Origin of the sequence: Aedoeadaptatus acetigenes, assembly GCF_025566985.1 — a bacterium.
Taxonomy (GTDB): Bacteria; Bacillota; Clostridia; order Tissierellales; family Peptoniphilaceae; genus Aedoeadaptatus; species Aedoeadaptatus acetigenes.
Genome location: NZ_JAOQJD010000010.1, coordinates 20670 through 35981, shown reverse-complemented (window position 1 = coordinate 35981; position 15312 = coordinate 20670). Strand labels below are relative to the sequence as shown.

The window sequence follows — 15312 nt, the reverse complement described above, 5'->3', positions numbered from 1 at the left end:
CCGCTTTGGCCAATCTCCCGCCGATTGTCCCCCTATCGGAAACGTGCTACACTGAATTTATCGGATCTGCGCCTCGACATAGGCCAAAAGTTTCTTCGACACGTCGATGCCTGTGGCTTCTTGAAAGCCTAAATAGCTCATATTGGAATTGATCTCCACTAAAAGGGGGCCGTCGTGGGAGTCGATGAGGTCGATGCCTGAAAAGGCGAGGCCGGCTTTTTTGTGGGCGGCGAGGGCCAGGGATTTTTCTTCTTCGGTGAGGCGGATGGGCCGGGCCGTGGATCCCGCGGCGATGTTGGCGCGAAAGTCGTGATCGTTTCTGCGCTCGATGGCGCCGAGGATTTCATCGCCGATGACGAGTACCCGCTTGTCCACGCCGGCGGACTCGGCGATAAAAGGCTGAAAGAGATAATCCGTCGCCCCGATTTTTTCCGCGATCTCCTTCGCTTCGTCGCGATTTTTCGCCAGGTACACCTGCTCGCCGAAGGAGCCTTTGGCGGCTTTGATGACCATGGGGTAGCCGAAGTGTGCCTCCACATAATCGAGAAATTCGTCTTTCGGCGCTTGGGGTCGGTAGTGAAAGGGAGCGGGGATGGTATCGATCATGGGAAGGAAGGGAGCCAGGGCTTCGTAGGTGGCGATTTTGTCGTCGGCCAAGGCGATGGCATCCGCCGGATTAAAGAGGGGGCAGGTTTTTTCCAGGGCCCGGGCCAGGCGAATGTCTTTGTCGAAAAACAAGATGGCGTCGGGGGTGGGATCCCCCTTCATGTCTCGGGCGACGACGCCCTCTTTTTCCGCAAGGAGGACGTAGTCCGTGTGGGGCTTGGCAAAAACATCGGTGCCCTTTGAAACGAGATCCTGCACCACTTTGTGGATGGCGAAGGAAAAGTAACCGTGATAAATTATGTGAATCATGTAACCTCCGGAGGAATTATGTCAGTAGAATCTATTCGTAAGAAAATCGACGCCGTAGACGACGAATTGGTGGATCTTTTAAAGGCCCGCTTCGATTTGTCCCGCGCCATGGGCGAGGAGAAGAAAAAGATCGGACGGGCGGTCTACGATCCCGCGCGGGAAGCGGTCCTTCTCGCCCGATTGGAAGAGAAGGCCGCGCCCTACGGGCCTGAAGTGCGCGCCCTTTATGAAAAAATGATGGAACTTTCCCGAAACCTTCAGGACTGATGGCTCCTCTTGATTATAACCGATTTTACCTATGATATAATCGAGGGAGGAGGGATCCTATGAAAATATTAATTACAGAAGACGAATCGGCCATTGCCGAAATTATTGCATACAATTTATCCAACGAAGGCTACGAAACCGCCATGGCAAAAGACGGCGTGGCCTGTTTGGAAACCTTCGACAGCTGGGCGCCGGACTTGGTGCTTTTGGATGTCATGATGCCGCGCATGGACGGCTTTGAAACCCTGCGGGAGATTCGCAAGAAGAGCCGCGTGCCGGTGATTATGCTCACGGCAAAGGATTCCGAAGGCGACCGCATTCGCGGCCTGGAGCTCGGCGCCGATGATTATGTGGTGAAGCCTTTCAGCATGGGGGAATTAATCGCCCGCGTGAAGGCGAACTTCCGCCGCCAGGATTTCGAAAACGAAGGCTATTTGCCCGACGAGGTCATCGAAGAGGCGGATCTGAACATCGATCCCGTGAAGTACGAAGTGACGAAGCGGGGCAAGGTGATCGATCTGACTCTGCGGGAGTTCGAGCTTTTGAAGTATTTGGCCCAATCGCCGGGCACGGTGTTCAGCCGCGAAACCCTTCTCGAAGAGGTGTGGGGCTACGAATACTACGGCGACATTCGCACCGTGGATGTGACGGTGCGCCGTTTGCGTGAAAAAATCGAAGATCCGGGGGAAGAATTCCGCTACATTTTAACGAAGCGAGGAGTGGGCTATTACTTTGGAGGATAAGCATTATTCCAGCATCAAGTGGCGATTTATATTTATCTACGTCCTCCTCGTGTTGGTGGTCATGGCCATTATCGGCGCCTTTATCGTCAACCGACTGGAAGACGCGCAGCTGGAGAAAGTACGGACGGACATGGAGCAGACCTTAAGTTCCATGGCCAATTCATCGCCCTATTTGACGGAGACGCCTTGGGACGAGGTGCACAGCCGCATTCAAAATACCCTGGACGCCTGGCGCATCGGTAGCGACGAGGCCATTTATGTCATCGGCCCGGGACGGGTGCCGAGAATCGTCGCCACCACCAACAATTCCGGGGATCTCGTGGCGGGGAAAAACGCCCTGGGGGATTCCGATCTGTCGCCGAAGCTGATTTTAGACGGCTTTCGCGGCGAAGGCTCTTCGGTGATTCGCGAAGACGCCAAGACCAAGGTACGCTACGCCCATTACACCATGCCGGTCTTTGCAAAAGACGGCAGCGTCATGGGCTTATTTTACATGGTGTCGGATCTAAGCGGCCTCTACGGCGTGGTGGACGACGCCCGGGTCATTATGACCTACGCCATGGTGGTGGCCATGGGCATTACCACCATTCTCGCCTATATTTTGGCCCGCTCCATTACCCTGCCCATTCGGGACGTGACCCGTCAGGCGCGGGAAATGGCCGAGGGGAATTTCAATCAAAAGGTCGAAGTCAAGAGCAACGACGAAATCGGCCGCTTGGGGAGCATGTTTAATTACCTCACCACGGAACTGGAAGAGACCATCTCCCGCATGGATTCCGAACGGTCCAAGCTGGACACCATGTTCCGCTACATGTCCGAGGGGATCATCGCCGTGGATTCCATGGGGCGGTTGGTTCACATGAATCCCGTGGCCAAAGAGATTTTGGATCTCGCCGACGACGCCGTGGGCGAGGCCTTCGACATGAAGCGGCTGAATATTGAGAAGATCAATTACTACGACGTAGGCTCCTTAACCGGGCTCAGCCAAATCGAAATCAAAAACAAATTCTACAACATTCGCTACGCCCCCTACAAAGGGGAGAGCAAGCAGCCCCAGGGGATCATCGCCGTGTTGCAGGACATTACGGAAGAGCACAATTTGGACGTGCTGAGAAAAGATTTCGTGGCCAATGTGGGCCACGAGCTGAAGACGCCCATTACCACCATTAAATCCTACACGGAAACCCTGATGAAGGCGTCGTTAAATCGCGATGCCCAGCTGCGGTTTTTAGGCATCATCGACCGGGAAAGCGACCGCATGACCCACCTGGTCACCGACCTCTTGCAGCTTTCCAATATGGACGCCAAGCGCACCAATTGGGAGCCCGTGTCCATGGATGCCTACGAAGTGGTGACGGCCATTTTGGAATCGTTGCAGCCCATGATCAAGGAGCGCCACCACAAGGTGTATTTGGATATTCCCGTGGACATTCGCCCCTTTTTGGCGGACAAGCACGGGGCCTATCAGGTCATTACCAATATTTTGACCAATGCCTTTAAGTACACAACCTACGCGGGAAAAATCGAGGTCATCGGCCGAAACTACGGCTCCCGCGTGCACATCCAGATCAAGGACAACGGCATTGGCATATCCCGCAGGGATTTGGAGCGCATCTACGAACGCTTTTACCGCGTGGAAAAGGGCAGGAGCCGCGCCATGGGCGGGAGCGGCCTGGGCCTTTCCATCGCCAAGGACATTATGGAAAACATGGGCGGGCGCATTCGCATTAAGAGCGAGCTGAATGTGGGCACGGAAGTGTTGTTGAGCTTTCCCATGGATCAGGAGGAAGCATGAAAGAGCGCTTGAAATCCGTCATTCTCGCCGCCCTCTTGGTGCTCACCTTGGTTCTCGCCCGGCAAATTTGGCTGGCCCCGCCGCCGACGGGCAACAAACTCATCGCCGTGGCGGACACGAAATTTACCGATGCCGTCATCGGGCGCATGATGCCCGCGGCCATGGTGGTGAACTTCGGCGACGGCGCCCACACGAAGACCGTGCAGCTGAAAAACCTCTGGCCCTTTTACCGCAACATCTTAAAGCAAAATTTCGACGGCAAAGAAAAGGTGCAGTGGGAGAAAATGGCCTACAAGGATTATTTAAAATGCCACGACAAGCCCTCGGTGGTCTTTGAAGTAGCCAAGGGCACCTATTCCGACCTCTTTAAAGACGTGTACAATCTTCACGACCTGAAGGGCGAGATCGCCGCCATCTACTTTTCCGAATCCGAAGGCGTGATCTTCGAAACGGAAGAAGGCGCCATGAAGCCCGATTTCGCCGTGAACCTTTCGGACATTAACAAGTACATTCGCTCCCTGGAGAGGGAAGACAATCCCTCCTACAGCTCCCTGTGGGAGCGCTACGGCATTCAGCGAGCCGTGTATATTTCCGACGAAAAGCCCGTCTTTGAAAGCGACGTGGTCTACGAAAACGATCTGACCAATATGAAAAGTGCCTACAAAAACGACCTCCTTCGCCGCCTCTTAAAGGCCGGCATCGACGACCTCCACGAAATCGGCGAAGAAGATTCCACCCTCTACGTCTGGGGCCAGCGCACCGTGCGCCTGTACAACAACGGCCTTCTGGACTACAAAGACCAGACGGAAGCGGCCAAGGAAGTTATGGATCCCGCCGGGGCTGTGGAGCGGGCCTTTGAATTTGTGGCGAAAAACACCGGCACCATCGACGATGTGTATTTGGAAAAGCTGGAGCCCATCACCGCCAACGGCGGGCGGGGCTACCGCGTCGTCATGAACCATTCGGAAAAAGGCCTGCCCGTCTTTCCCGTAAAAGGCGAAAAGATCGACGCCATCGTGGTGGAACTTTTCAACAATCAGGTGAAGCGCATGACCTATCTCTACCGCAACAAAGCCGAGGAAGAAAGCGCAAACACCTTGGTCGAAGGCATGGCCTTCGCCGACGTGGTGGCCATGCATCCGGAGATTTTCGGGGCGAAAGAAGAGGGCTACGATCAATTGCTCAAGCCCCTAAGGCGGGTAAGCCTCTGTTATTTAGACGACGGCCGAGAAGAAAAAAAGGCCCTCGTGCCCGGCTACTACGTCCTCTACGGGGAGCGGGTGTATCTTTTCGACGCCCTGAGCGGGGCCTATGTAGGCGGTGATCGATCATGAATTGGGAAAAAGCAAAAACCGTCCTCATCGTCGCCCTCTTCATCACCGACCTTTTCCTCGCCGGCGTCCTCTACGCGGACCGCATGCGCGTGGCCCCGGCGGAAAACGCCGCCGCCTTTCATCGGGAGACGAAGGAGCTCTTGAAAGATGCGGGCATCGCCCTGGAAGCGGAGATTCCCAAAGACGGATCGTCCTTGCCCATTTTGGATGTGGCCTACGAAACGGACACGACGGACAATTTAAATCAGCGCTTCTTTCAGGGAAAAGGCCGCGTTGCGGAAGACGACGATAAGCGCCTGGTGCTTCGCACGGCTCGGGGGCAGCTGAAAGTACTGGATGAGCGGCGCCTGATCTACGAAGCCGACGCCGCATCCAACGCCTTTTTAAACGAAAAAGAATCGGAGAAAAAAGCCCTGGACTTTCTGGCGGAGCGGGGCTTTCCAACCGACGACATCGCCCTTTTTTACAGCGAAGCCGCGGGCAATCGCAGGAAGCTCATGTTTACTAAGACCTACAAAAACAACTACGTGGAATCCGCCTACACGGAAATCGACCTGGTGGGAGACAAAGTGGTGCGCATGGACCGGCTCTGGATCGACGTCATCGACGAAACCGCCGAGCGGGAGCCCCTGCCCATGGCCACCCAATCCCTCCTCCGCCTCCTCAGCCACGACAGCTTACGGGGCAGGACCATAAAAAAAATCGACCCCTGCTACTACTTCAATCCCGAAGAACAGGGCACCGTGGAAAACCTATCCCACGGCACCCGGGGCTACGCCACCGTGGCCTGGCGCATGGAACTGGACGGAGGCGAGGAATTGGTTCTCTTGCATTAAAGACCGCGGGTGCGGTCTTTTTTTGTTGCGGAAAATGCAGCAGGATCGCTCCGGGGAAGCAATGCGTTCTTCCCTTATGGGCGGGAATTTAGGCAAGAGAAATTTAAGTGAATGCTTTCTGCGCAGATGAGAGAATGGTATAATAAAAACAGACTGCGACGCGTGTAAATGCAGCGGGGATTTCATCTCTCGAACAGCGGTTTTTCAGTGAAGAGGCAAACGATTGGCGAGGAGCCGGCCGTCGTTTGTGTGATTTTACGGCTCAGTATTAAAGGAGCGTGCAAATATGCGTAAGCGACTACTGGCCATGATATTGGCCTTCGCCATGTTGTTCAGCACATTGCCCATGGCACCGGTTTTTGCCGAGGATAAGTGCCTGAGCAAAGATGCGTTGACAAAACAATTTGAAGATGCCGCCAATGAGCTTTTTGGAAGTGTCGGAAGTAAAGACGGCGTCTATGTCGGAAAATTTGATCCGACCACGAAGACCGTGAAAGTGGCCATTCTCGATAAGAATCAAGGGGCAAAGGAAATTTCCGGCACGGGATTGATCGCCGGATTGATCAAACTTTATAATGAAAATTACTTGACCAAGGTTAAAATCGGAAATTGTGATGAGCGGGACTTAAAAGAGAGAGCGGAAGCGGCACCATCTGCGGGCATGAAAGTTGATGAGATGTTTAAACTTGTCTTCGGTACCGATATTTTAAATGCCGTTCAATCCGAAGGAAAGACGGGGAAATTGGCCGACTTTATCGACAAATCCGTGGATTTAAAACTCACTGTTCAACAACCGGGCTGCAAAGAAGCTGTAGAACTCACCTACCGCGTCAGCGGCGCGGAAGCAAAATCCGTTCTCTTGAAAGACAAGTTGGAAGCAAAAGACATTAAAGCTTGGGTCGGCGACGAAATCGACTGGAAGAAAGGAGTCGCACTAAAGGATGCAGATGAAAAACTTCAAGCTATTTTAGATGAAGCCGGCACCGTCGTTACCGACGAAAGCAACAGAAAGTCGGATAACGAAAATACGACCGGCCTCAAAGGTGACTTAAACGTCGCCTTCGACGACGGAACCTCTCTGGAAGTGAAGGATCAAGTTCTTTATGTCTCCAACCATATGACGGCGGCCAGCAACGACAAAGCGCCGGAAGATGCCGTCCTCGTGAAATTCCTTCTCGGCGAAGGCGTAGAAGCGAAGAAAGGTGACGAAAAATTAATAGGGACGAAAGAAAAACCTGCAGTATACGAAAGTTTTAAAGTAAAACCGGGTACGGACCTCAGTGCGTATAAAATTCCTTCCGTAGAAAAAACGATATTTGAATCGATCGCCGCCGAGGCGAAGACAGGTCCTACATGGTTCCCTGAAAATCACATCGTCAGCGATAAAAACAATATATTTACCGCCGAAGCAAGATTACCTATGTCCAAAGCCCCTGAAGTCGACAAGATTGTCGCCGGGGACAAGAAAGTGACGGGAAAAGGCATTGCCGATGCCACCATCGAAGTCACTTTCCCCGGTGTAAAGACTCCCGTCAAGACCACCGTAGGAACAGACGGCACATGGTCTGTAAATGTACCCAAGGGTATTATATTATATGCCAAAGATACAATCACCGTCGTACAAACTGAAAAGAATAAGGACCCGAATGCCGTAACAGCCGTTGTCAAGGCAAAAAGCGGAGACGGCTATATCGTGACGCCCGTGATCCCGGGAGACAAAAAACCCGAAGAAAAGAAGGCACAAGAAAAACCGAGTACCGCAACCATCACCGGCTACATTAACGGCTACCCCGACGGCACCTTCCGTCCCGGCAAGTCCATGACCCGCGCCGAAGCGGCTTCCATTTTGGCGAAGTTGCAACGCCTGCCTTTGACGGACAGCAGCAAGCCCGCCTTCTCAGACGCCGACGGTTGGTACAATGCCGTTATCAATGCCGTCGTGAAAGCCGGCTACATGAAGGGGTATCCCGACGGTTCCTTTAAGCCGGACAAACCCATTACCCGCGCGGAATTTGCCACGATGCTCAGCCATTTCATGAGTGCCAAAACGGCATCGAATCCCTTTACGGATACAAATGGCAATTGGGCGAAAGAAGCCATCGACAAGGCTTACGCTCAAGGCATCATTAAAGGTTACGAAGACAATACCTTCCGCCCCGCGGCCGATGTATCTCGCGCCGAAGCGGTGGCCATGGTCAATCGTACCTTCAACATTAAAAAGGCTGGGGATGTGAAGAACCCCTTTACGGATATCTCTCCGAGCCACTGGGCTTACGAAGATATTTTGGCCGCTGTAAGCTATCGCTAAAAAGAAAAATCGACGCCACGACGCCGTGGTGTCGATTTTTTGTTGGCTCTATAATATCCATTGGGGAGTAATTCCTCAATGGATATTTTTGTGCAAAAAGATAGCACTTGTTTTCCCTATCACCTAAAATTAAATCACCACAAAATAATAAAGGGGGTCAAACAAGTGCAAAACAATATTACCACATTACTTTTAGGAATCCAAGATGTCGAGGTCACCGGTGTTTCAGAAGAAAGACGGCTCATTACCATTGACTGCAAACCCGTTCATGATCGGGTTTGTCCTCACTGTGGCTCGACCCACGCTTGGGTCCACGATCACCGGAAGCAAGTGCTTCGGGACGCACCGATGCGCCGAAAGCACGTGCTTCTGCGGGTTAAGAAGACACGGTATGATTGCAAGGATTGCGGCGCGCGCTTTGAAGCGCCCCTTTCCTTTGCCGCCAAGGGCAAACAGATGACAAAGCGCTTAATCGCTTATGTGGTGGACGCCTTCCGGGATATCCGATCCGTGTCAGAGCTGGCTAAGGAGGTGGGGATCTCAACGACGAGCATTTTCCGCATCGTCGCTTGTTTGTTTGTGCCCCGTCAACGGCTGCCTCGCGTCTTTTGCATCGACGAGTTTAAGGGCGATAGCGGCGGAAGCAAGTACCAAACCACCTTGGCCGATGGAGAGGCCCATCGAATCATCGATATCCTTCCGACGCGCTACGGCAAGGATTTAGCCGCTTATTTCTCTTCCATTGATCGAGCGGAACGACGCGGCGTCGAGATCTTTGTCAGCGATATGTGCGGCACCTTTAAAGGCGTGAAAGAGGCTTTCTTTCCACAAAGTACCCATGTCATCGACCGGTACCATTTCATCCGTCAAGTCCATTGGGCCTTGGAAAATGTGCGGAAGCGGGAACAGAAACGGATGACGGCGACGGAAAGAAAATGGTTTAAACGAAGCCGCAGTCTACTGAAAAAGCCGGCTAAAGACCTTACAGAGGCGGAAAAAGGTCTCGTCGCCACCATGCTCGAAAAGAGCGANAGAAGAAAGACGGCTCATTACCATTGACTGCAAACCCGTTCATGATCGGGTTTGTCCTCACTGTGGCTCGACCCACGCTTGGGTCCACGATCACCGGAAGCAAGTGCTTCGGGACGCACCGATGCGCCGAAAGCACGTGCTTCTGCGGGTTAAGAAGACACGGTATGATTGCAAGGATTGCGGCGCGCGCTTTGAAGCGCCCCTTTCCTTTGCCGCCAAGGGCAAACAGATGACAAAGCGCTTAATCGCTTATGTGGTGGACGCCTTCCGGGATATCCGATCCGTGTCAGAGCTGGCTAAGGAGGTGGGGATCTCAACGACGAGCATTTTCCGCATCGTCGCTTGTTTGTTTGTGCCCCGTCAACGGCTGCCTCGCGTCTTTTGCATCGACGAGTTTAAGGGCGATAGCGGCGGAAGCAAGTACCAAACCACCTTGGCCGATGGAGAGGCCCATCGGATCATCGACATTCTTCCGACACGCTACGGCAAGGATTTAGCCGCGTATTTCTCTTCCATTGATCGAGCGGAACGACGCGGCGTCGAAATCTTTGTCAGCGATATGTGCGGCACCTTTAAAGGCGTGAGAGAAGCCTTCTTTCCACAGAGTACCCATGTCATTGACCGCTACCATTTCATCCGCCAAGTCCATTGGGCCTTGGAAAACGTAAGGAAGCGGGAGCAGAAACGGATGACGGCAACGGAGAGAAAATGGTTTAAAAGGAGCCGCAGCCTCCTAAAAAAGCCGGCGAAAGACCTGACCGAAGCGGAGAAAAGCCTTGTCGCCACCATGCTTGAAAAGAGCGACGCCATTCGAACCGCCTACATCTTAAAAGAAGGCTTTTACACCTACGTCCTTTCTCAGAACGACAAAGAAACCGCCGCCACCGCTCTTTCAAAGTGGATGGAAGAGGCAAAGAAAGGCGGGCAAAGGGAATGGCGCTACTGCTTGCGCGCCTACAACAACTGGTTCGAGGAGATCACCAACAGCTTTGATTACCCGTGGAGTAACGGCTACGTGGAGGGAACGCACAACAAGATCAAGACGGTGAAGCGCGTGGCCTTTGGGATGCAAAACTTTCATCATTTCCGAACCAAACTGCTTTTCGTCTGTTCAAAAGACCGGTGATGAATGGCTTTTAGGAAAACAAAAAGGAGCCTAGTTTTCACTAGACTCCCCAATGGTTGACATAGAACCTATTTATTCTACAATCTTGGATACGACCCCGGAGGCGACGGTGCGGCCGCCTTCTCTGATGGCGAAGCGTAATCCTTCGTCCATGGCGACGGGGGTGATGAGTTCGACTTTGAAGGTGGCGTTGTCGCCGGGCATGACCATTTCGACACCGTCTGCTAAGGTGATGTCGCCGGTTACGTCGGTGGTTCTGAAGTAGAATTGGGGACGGTAGCCGTTAAAGAACGGGGTGTGGCGTCCGCCTTCTTCTTTGCTCAGGACGTAGACTTCAGCTTCGAATTTGGTGTGGGGATGGATGCTGCCGGGTTCTGCCAGTACTTGGCCGCGTTCGATTTCGTCTCTTTGGACGCCGCGGAGCAGAAGGCCGACGTTGTCGCCTGCTTCGGCTTGGTCGAGTTGTTTTCTGAACATTTCGACGCCGGTAACGACGACGGTTCTTTTTTCGGTGGTTAAGCCGACGATTTCGACGTTGTCGTTGACTTTGATGGTGCCGCGTTCAACACGACCGGTGGCGACGGTGCCGCGGCCGGTGATGGAGAAGATGTCTTCGACGGGCATGAGGAAGGGGTGATCGATGTCGCGGATGGGATCGTCGATCCATTCGTCGACGGTGTCCATGAGGGCGACGATTTTGTCTCCCCATTCCCCGTCGGGATCTTCTAATGCTTTTAAGGCGCTGCCCACGGTGATGGGGGTGTTGTCGCCGTCGAATTCGTATTCGCTCAGGAGGTCTCTGACTTCCATTTCGACGAGTTCGATGAGTTCGTCGTCATCGACTTGGTCTTGTTTGTTTAAGAAGACGACGATTTTGGGTACGCCGACTTGGCGGGCCAAGAGGATGTGTTCGCGGGTTTGGGGCATGGGGCCGTCTGCCGCGGATACAACGAGGATGGCGCCGTCCATTTGGGCTGCGCCGGTGATCATGTTTTTAACGTAGTCGGCGTGGCCGGGGCAGTCGACGTGGGCGTAGTGGCGTTTGTCGGTTTCGTATTCGACGTGGGACGTGGAAATGGTGATGCCGCGTTCTCTTTCTTCGGGGGCTTTGTCGATGTTTGCGTAGTCGACGAATTCGCCGGAGCCGAAGCGTTTGTTTAATACGAGGGTGATTGCCGCCGTAAGGGTGGTCTTGCCGTGGTCGACGTGGCCGATGGTGCCGACGTTGACGTGGGGTTTGTTTCTTTCAAATTTTCCTTTTGCCATAATTGTCCTCCTATGTTTCGCACAATATATAAGCTTATGTTACCGCAAATCGCGTAAAATTGCAAGATTTTACAGGGCGACGACGATGCCTCCGAAATCGGCATAGACGCTTGAAAGGCCTTTGGTCTGCACGATGCGTATGGTGGCTGTTTGTATTTCGTCTTGAATGTAGCTTTTAAAGAGTTTGGCTTTTTCTTCCGCGTGGGAATGGCTGATGGTGATGAATTCGACGCTTTTTTCGGCGTTGATTCTGATGACTTCTTTGGCGAGTTTGGCCAGGCTTTTTTTGAAGCCGCGGTTGATTTGGAAGAGGCCGATGGCGCCGTCTTCGCCGCGCATGATGGGTTTCATGTTCAGGACGTTGACGGCTTTTCCCGCGAGTTTGGGGATGCGGCCGTTTTTGATGAGGTTGTCCATGGATTCCAGGATGAAGAAGGTGGATTGTTTGTCGGCGAATTCTCTCACTTCTCTTTCGATGGCGTCGAAGTCTTTGCCTTCTTCGGCCCGCTTATGGATGAAGCTCACAACGTTGGCGGTGCCGGCGGAGGCGGATTTGGAGTCGATGAGGGCGATTTTTTTCTCGGGATGCTCTCTTTTCACTTCTTCCACGGCGGTTTGGGCGGCGTTGTAGCTGCCGGAGAGTTTGGAGGAGATGGTGACGACGAAGATTTCGTCGGCGCCTGTTCCTAAGATGGCCTCTTTGTAGTTGTAGGGCGAGGGGCAGCCGGTGCGGGTGGGCTCTTGGCTGGCCTGCATGTCGGCGTAGAGGGCGTCGAGATTCAGTTCGTCGTCGTCGATGTAGGTATTCTTTCCCGCGTCGATGGTGAAGGGGACGAAGGCAATATCCATGGCTTTCGCTTCTTCTGCGGTGAAGTCGGCGGATGTGTCTGCGATGATTTTTATTTTGTTCATTGGAGCACCTCTTCTATATAGCGGGCGAGGTTTTCGGCTTCGGCTTGCAGTTGGTCTTGGTCTTTGCCTTCGATCATGACGCGAACGAGGGGTTCGGTGCCGGAGGAGCGGATCACGACGCGGCCTTCGTCTTTAAATTTGGCTTCCAGTTCGCGAATTTTTTCCTGAATCCCTGCGTGGTCTTCGTAGGCGTGTTTTTTCTTGTTGTCGACTTTGGCGTTGACGAGGACTTGGGGATAGGAGGTCATGAGGGCGTTGAGTTCGCTCATGGGCTTGTTTGTTTCGGCCATGACTTCCAGGAGGTGGAGGCCGGTGGCCAGGCCGTCGCCGGTGGTGTTGTAGCGGCTGAAGATGATGTGGCCGGATTGTTCGCCGCCGAGGACGTAGCCTTTTTCGAGCATTTCTTCCAGGACGTAGCGGTCGCCGACTTTGGTCTTGACGAGGTCGATGCCTTCTTCTTTGAGGAAGCGATCAAGGCCGATGTTGGTCATGACGGTGCCGACGACGGTGGTGTTATCGAGCTCGCCTTTGGCTTTCAAGCTTTTGGCGCAGATGGCGAGGATGTGGTCGCCGTCGAGGATTTGGCCTTTTTCGTCGACGGCGATGATGCGGTCGGCGTCGCCGTCGAAGGAGAAGCCCACGTCAGCGCCTGTGTCTTTTACGAGGGCCTGAATTTTTTCGGGGGCGGTGGAGCCGCATTGAGCGTTGATGTTGGCGCCGTCGGGGGCGGTGTTAATGGCCACGACTTCGGCGCCGAGTCTCGTAAGGACTTTTTCCGCCAGTTCGCTCAGGGCGCCGTTTCCTGCGTCGACGGCGATTTTTGTGCCGCTAAGGTCGCGGTCCACAAGGCCCACGAGGTAGTCTTCGTAGTCGACGATGCCGGGGAGGTCTTTTTTCTTTTGACCGATGGCTTTGGGATCGATGGGAACCGGGGTGTAGCCGGGATCGGTGAGCCGCTCTTCGATTTCTTCTTCCACGGCGTCGGGGAGTTTGAGGCCTTTGTCGGAGAAGATTTTGATGCCGTTGTATTCGAAGGGGTTGTGGGATGCGGAGATGACGATGCCCATGGCGGCGCCGTATTTACGGGTGAGGTAGGCGACGCCGGGGGTGGGAATGACGGAGAGGTTCGCGCAGTCAACGCCGCCTGCCATGAGGCCTGTGGCGAGGGCCATGGAGAGCATGGTGCCGGATTGTCTCGTGTCTCTGCCGGTGAGGACGAAGGGCTTTTCGGCGCCGGTTTCGTGAATGCGCTCGGCCAGGACGCGTCCCAGTTTCATGGCAAGTTCCGGTGTAAGTTCTTCGTTTGCGACGCCGCGGATGCCGTCGGTTCCAAATAGTTTCATGGGTGTCTCCTCTTGGTTGTTTCTTCGTTGTTGTTTGCTGCGTTTTCTTCTGCGATGCGCTTTTCGGCGTAGGCCAAAAGCTGTTCTTTTTCGTTTGTTTCGGGATCGTCCAGGGCCATGTCTTCCATTTCTTTTAGGAGGCGGCCCATGGCGGGGCCGGGGGCCATGCCCAGGGCGATGAGGTCTCTGCCGCTCACGGCCAGGGTGTTTCGGTTGACGATGCCTTCGTCCATGAGGGCGCGGATGCGCGCTTTTCGCTGGAGGATGAAGGAGATGTCCCGCGCGCCATAGGTGCAGGCCATGTCCGCCGCCATAAGATCGTAGAGATCCAGGATGTAATCTTCCCCTACCCGCTTGATTTGCCGGCGCAGGGCTTTGTCGGTCATGGTGTCGTGGACTTTCATGTGTTCTTTTATAAGGACTTCCACTTCCCGCGAAAGGGCTTTTTGGCTCTTTAGACGGGCGAGGATGCGCCCTGCGGTTTCCGCGCCCATGGTGTCGTGGCCGAAGAAGTGCCCTTTTCCATTTTCGTCGATTGTCAGGGTGTCGGGTTTGTTGACGTCGTGAAAAAGGGCGGCGTAGCGCAGGGGCAGTGTTTTGGGTGCCCGGTCCACCACGCAAAGGATGTGATCGAATAGGGTTTTGTCGTGGTGGGGGTTCCGTTGGTCGTAGCCCACAGTAGGGACGAGCTCGGGAAAGATTTTTTCGAGGACGCCGGCTTCTTCCATGGCGTAGAGGACCCGAGACGGGGCGTCTTGAAGGAGGATTTTGTTCATTTCATCGGCCACCCGCTCGGCGGAGAGGCTTTCGATGCGATAAGCTTCATTTTTCGCCGCCGCGAGGAGGGCGGGATCCAAGGTCATGTTCAGCTGACCCATAAAACGAAAGGCGCGAAGGATCCGGAGGGCGTCTTCCGAAAAGCGCCGGGCGGGATCGCCGACGGCGCGGAGGATTTTGTTTTCCAGATCATCCCGGCCGCCGAAGGGATCCACGAGGCCCGTCTCCGGGCTGTAAGCCATGGCGTTCACGGTGAAATCTCGCCGCGCCAGATCTTCTTTCAGATCCGCCGTAAAGGTAACGGCGTCGGGTTTGCGGTTGTCGGTGTAGGTGCCGTCGATGCGAAAGGTGGTGATCTCTACGGGGCCGATGGCGGTCATGACGGCGATGGTGCCGAATTTTTCACCTTCACGGAAGGTCTTCTCCCCCGCCATAATGGCGAGGATTTCTTCCGGTGTGGCCGGGGTGGTGAGGTCGTAGTCGTGGGGCGTGATGCCCATGAGGCTGTCGCGCACGGCGCCGCCGACGACGTAGACGGGCACGCCTTTTTCGCGAAAGCGGCGGATGGCATCTTCGATGGCTTGAGGTAATTTCATAGAGTCATTATAACACTTCGCGCGGTTTTTTGCCTTTCTCGTGGGCCTTTTTGGCGGCGACG

General features: G+C 54.2%; 13 protein-coding genes. 8 read left to right on the top strand and 5 right to left on the bottom strand.

The annotated features are described in order from the left end of the window. Positions 1-57: 57 nt before the first annotated feature. Positions 58-915 carry an ATP-grasp domain-containing protein gene (locus OCV31_RS06615; RefSeq protein WP_148473651.1) on the bottom strand — a complete coding sequence of 286 codons (858 nt, stop codon included), beginning with the start codon at positions 913-915 and terminating at the stop codon, positions 58-60. Positions 916-933: 18 nt separating this feature from the next. On the opposite strand from OCV31_RS06615, the gene OCV31_RS06610 reads away from it, so the two are divergent. The 8 genes from OCV31_RS06610 to OCV31_RS06575 all read left to right on the top strand — a co-directional run bounded on the left by OCV31_RS06610 (position 934) and on the right by OCV31_RS06575 (position 10356). Next, positions 934-1182, top strand: a complete 249-nt coding sequence (locus OCV31_RS06610; protein ID WP_148473649.1) for a chorismate mutase — start codon at positions 934-936, stop codon at positions 1180-1182. A 59-nt stretch (positions 1183-1241) separates the two neighbouring features. Beyond that, a complete protein-coding gene (locus OCV31_RS06605; RefSeq protein ID WP_148473647.1) occupies positions 1242-1925 on the top strand; it encodes a response regulator in 684 nt (227 codons plus the stop codon). Continuing rightward, positions 1915-3720 (top strand): HAMP domain-containing sensor histidine kinase, encoded by a 1806-nt coding sequence (locus OCV31_RS06600; RefSeq protein WP_267303850.1) that lies wholly within the window; start codon positions 1915-1917, stop codon positions 3718-3720. Before OCV31_RS06605 ends, OCV31_RS06600 begins: the two co-directional genes overlap by 11 nt. Next, the gene (locus OCV31_RS06595; protein ID WP_148473645.1) at positions 3717-5054 is read left to right on the top strand and encodes a hypothetical protein; all 1338 of its coding nucleotides are present in this window, start codon (positions 3717-3719) and stop codon (positions 5052-5054) included. Before OCV31_RS06600 ends, OCV31_RS06595 begins: the two co-directional genes overlap by 4 nt. Continuing rightward, positions 5051-5890, top strand: coding sequence for a two-component system regulatory protein YycI (gene yycI, locus OCV31_RS06590; RefSeq protein WP_148473643.1), 840 nt, complete (start codon positions 5051-5053; stop codon positions 5888-5890). Before OCV31_RS06595 ends, yycI begins: the two co-directional genes overlap by 4 nt. Before the next feature lie 286 nt (positions 5891-6176). Beyond that, positions 6177-8198 carry an S-layer homology domain-containing protein gene (locus OCV31_RS06585; RefSeq protein WP_148473641.1) on the top strand — a complete coding sequence of 674 codons (2022 nt, stop codon included), beginning with the start codon at positions 6177-6179 and terminating at the stop codon, positions 8196-8198. A 78-nt stretch (positions 8199-8276) separates the two neighbouring features. After that, positions 8277-9257: an ISL3 family transposase gene (locus OCV31_RS06580; RefSeq protein ID WP_148473639.1), complete on the top strand. Its 981-nt coding sequence runs from the start codon at positions 8277-8279 to the stop codon at positions 9255-9257. Then, positions 9247-10356, top strand: coding sequence for an ISL3 family transposase (locus tag OCV31_RS06575; protein WP_148473637.1), 1110 nt, complete (start codon positions 9247-9249; stop codon positions 10354-10356). The genes OCV31_RS06580 and OCV31_RS06575 overlap by 11 nt, the downstream gene beginning before the upstream one ends. Positions 10357-10428: 72 nt before the next feature. Here OCV31_RS06575 and tuf read toward each other — a convergent pair whose 3' ends face one another. From tuf to OCV31_RS06555, 4 genes are all read right to left on the bottom strand, one after another. Beyond that, the gene (gene tuf / locus OCV31_RS06570) at positions 10429-11622 is read right to left on the bottom strand and encodes an elongation factor Tu (protein ID WP_148473635.1); all 1194 of its coding nucleotides are present in this window, start codon (positions 11620-11622) and stop codon (positions 10429-10431) included. A gap of 69 nt (positions 11623-11691) precedes the next feature. Next, positions 11692-12534 carry a DegV family protein gene (locus OCV31_RS06565; protein ID WP_148473633.1) on the bottom strand — a complete coding sequence of 281 codons (843 nt, stop codon included), beginning with the start codon at positions 12532-12534 and terminating at the stop codon, positions 11692-11694. Then, positions 12531-13877: a phosphoglucosamine mutase gene (glmM, locus tag OCV31_RS06560; protein WP_148473631.1), complete on the bottom strand. Its 1347-nt coding sequence runs from the start codon at positions 13875-13877 to the stop codon at positions 12531-12533. The genes OCV31_RS06565 and glmM overlap by 4 nt, the downstream gene beginning before the upstream one ends. Next, complete coding sequence (locus OCV31_RS06555) at positions 13874-15250, bottom strand: CCA tRNA nucleotidyltransferase (RefSeq protein WP_148473628.1); 1377 nt, start codon at positions 15248-15250, stop codon at positions 13874-13876. The genes glmM and OCV31_RS06555 overlap by 4 nt, the downstream gene beginning before the upstream one ends. Between the last annotated feature and the right edge of the window lie 62 nt (positions 15251-15312).

Excerpts from the sequence above, each read along its gene's own strand:
- OCV31_RS06615 (WP_148473651.1), bottom strand. The coding sequence starts at position 915 with ATGATTCACATAATTTATCACGGTTACTTTTCCTTCGCCATCCACAAA.
- OCV31_RS06610 (WP_148473649.1), top strand. The coding sequence starts at position 934 with ATGTCAGTAGAATCTATTCGTAAGAAAATCGACGCCGTAGACGACGAA.
- OCV31_RS06605 (WP_148473647.1), top strand. The coding sequence starts at position 1,242 with ATGAAAATATTAATTACAGAAGACGAATCGGCCATTGCCGAAATTATT.
- OCV31_RS06595 (WP_148473645.1), top strand. The coding sequence starts at position 3,717 with ATGAAAGAGCGCTTGAAATCCGTCATTCTCGCCGCCCTCTTGGTGCTC.
- yycI (WP_148473643.1), top strand. The coding sequence starts at position 5,051 with ATGAATTGGGAAAAAGCAAAAACCGTCCTCATCGTCGCCCTCTTCATC.
- OCV31_RS06585 (WP_148473641.1), top strand. The coding sequence starts at position 6,177 with ATGCGTAAGCGACTACTGGCCATGATATTGGCCTTCGCCATGTTGTTC.
- tuf (WP_148473635.1), bottom strand. The coding sequence starts at position 11,622 with ATGGCAAAAGGAAAATTTGAAAGAAACAAACCCCACGTCAACGTCGGC.
- OCV31_RS06565 (WP_148473633.1), bottom strand. The coding sequence starts at position 12,534 with ATGAACAAAATAAAAATCATCGCAGACACATCCGCCGACTTCACCGCA.
- glmM (WP_148473631.1), bottom strand. The coding sequence starts at position 13,877 with ATGAAACTATTTGGAACCGACGGCATCCGCGGCGTCGCAAACGAAGAA.
- OCV31_RS06555 (WP_148473628.1), bottom strand. The coding sequence starts at position 15,250 with ATGAAATTACCTCAAGCCATCGAAGATGCCATCCGCCGCTTTCGCGAA.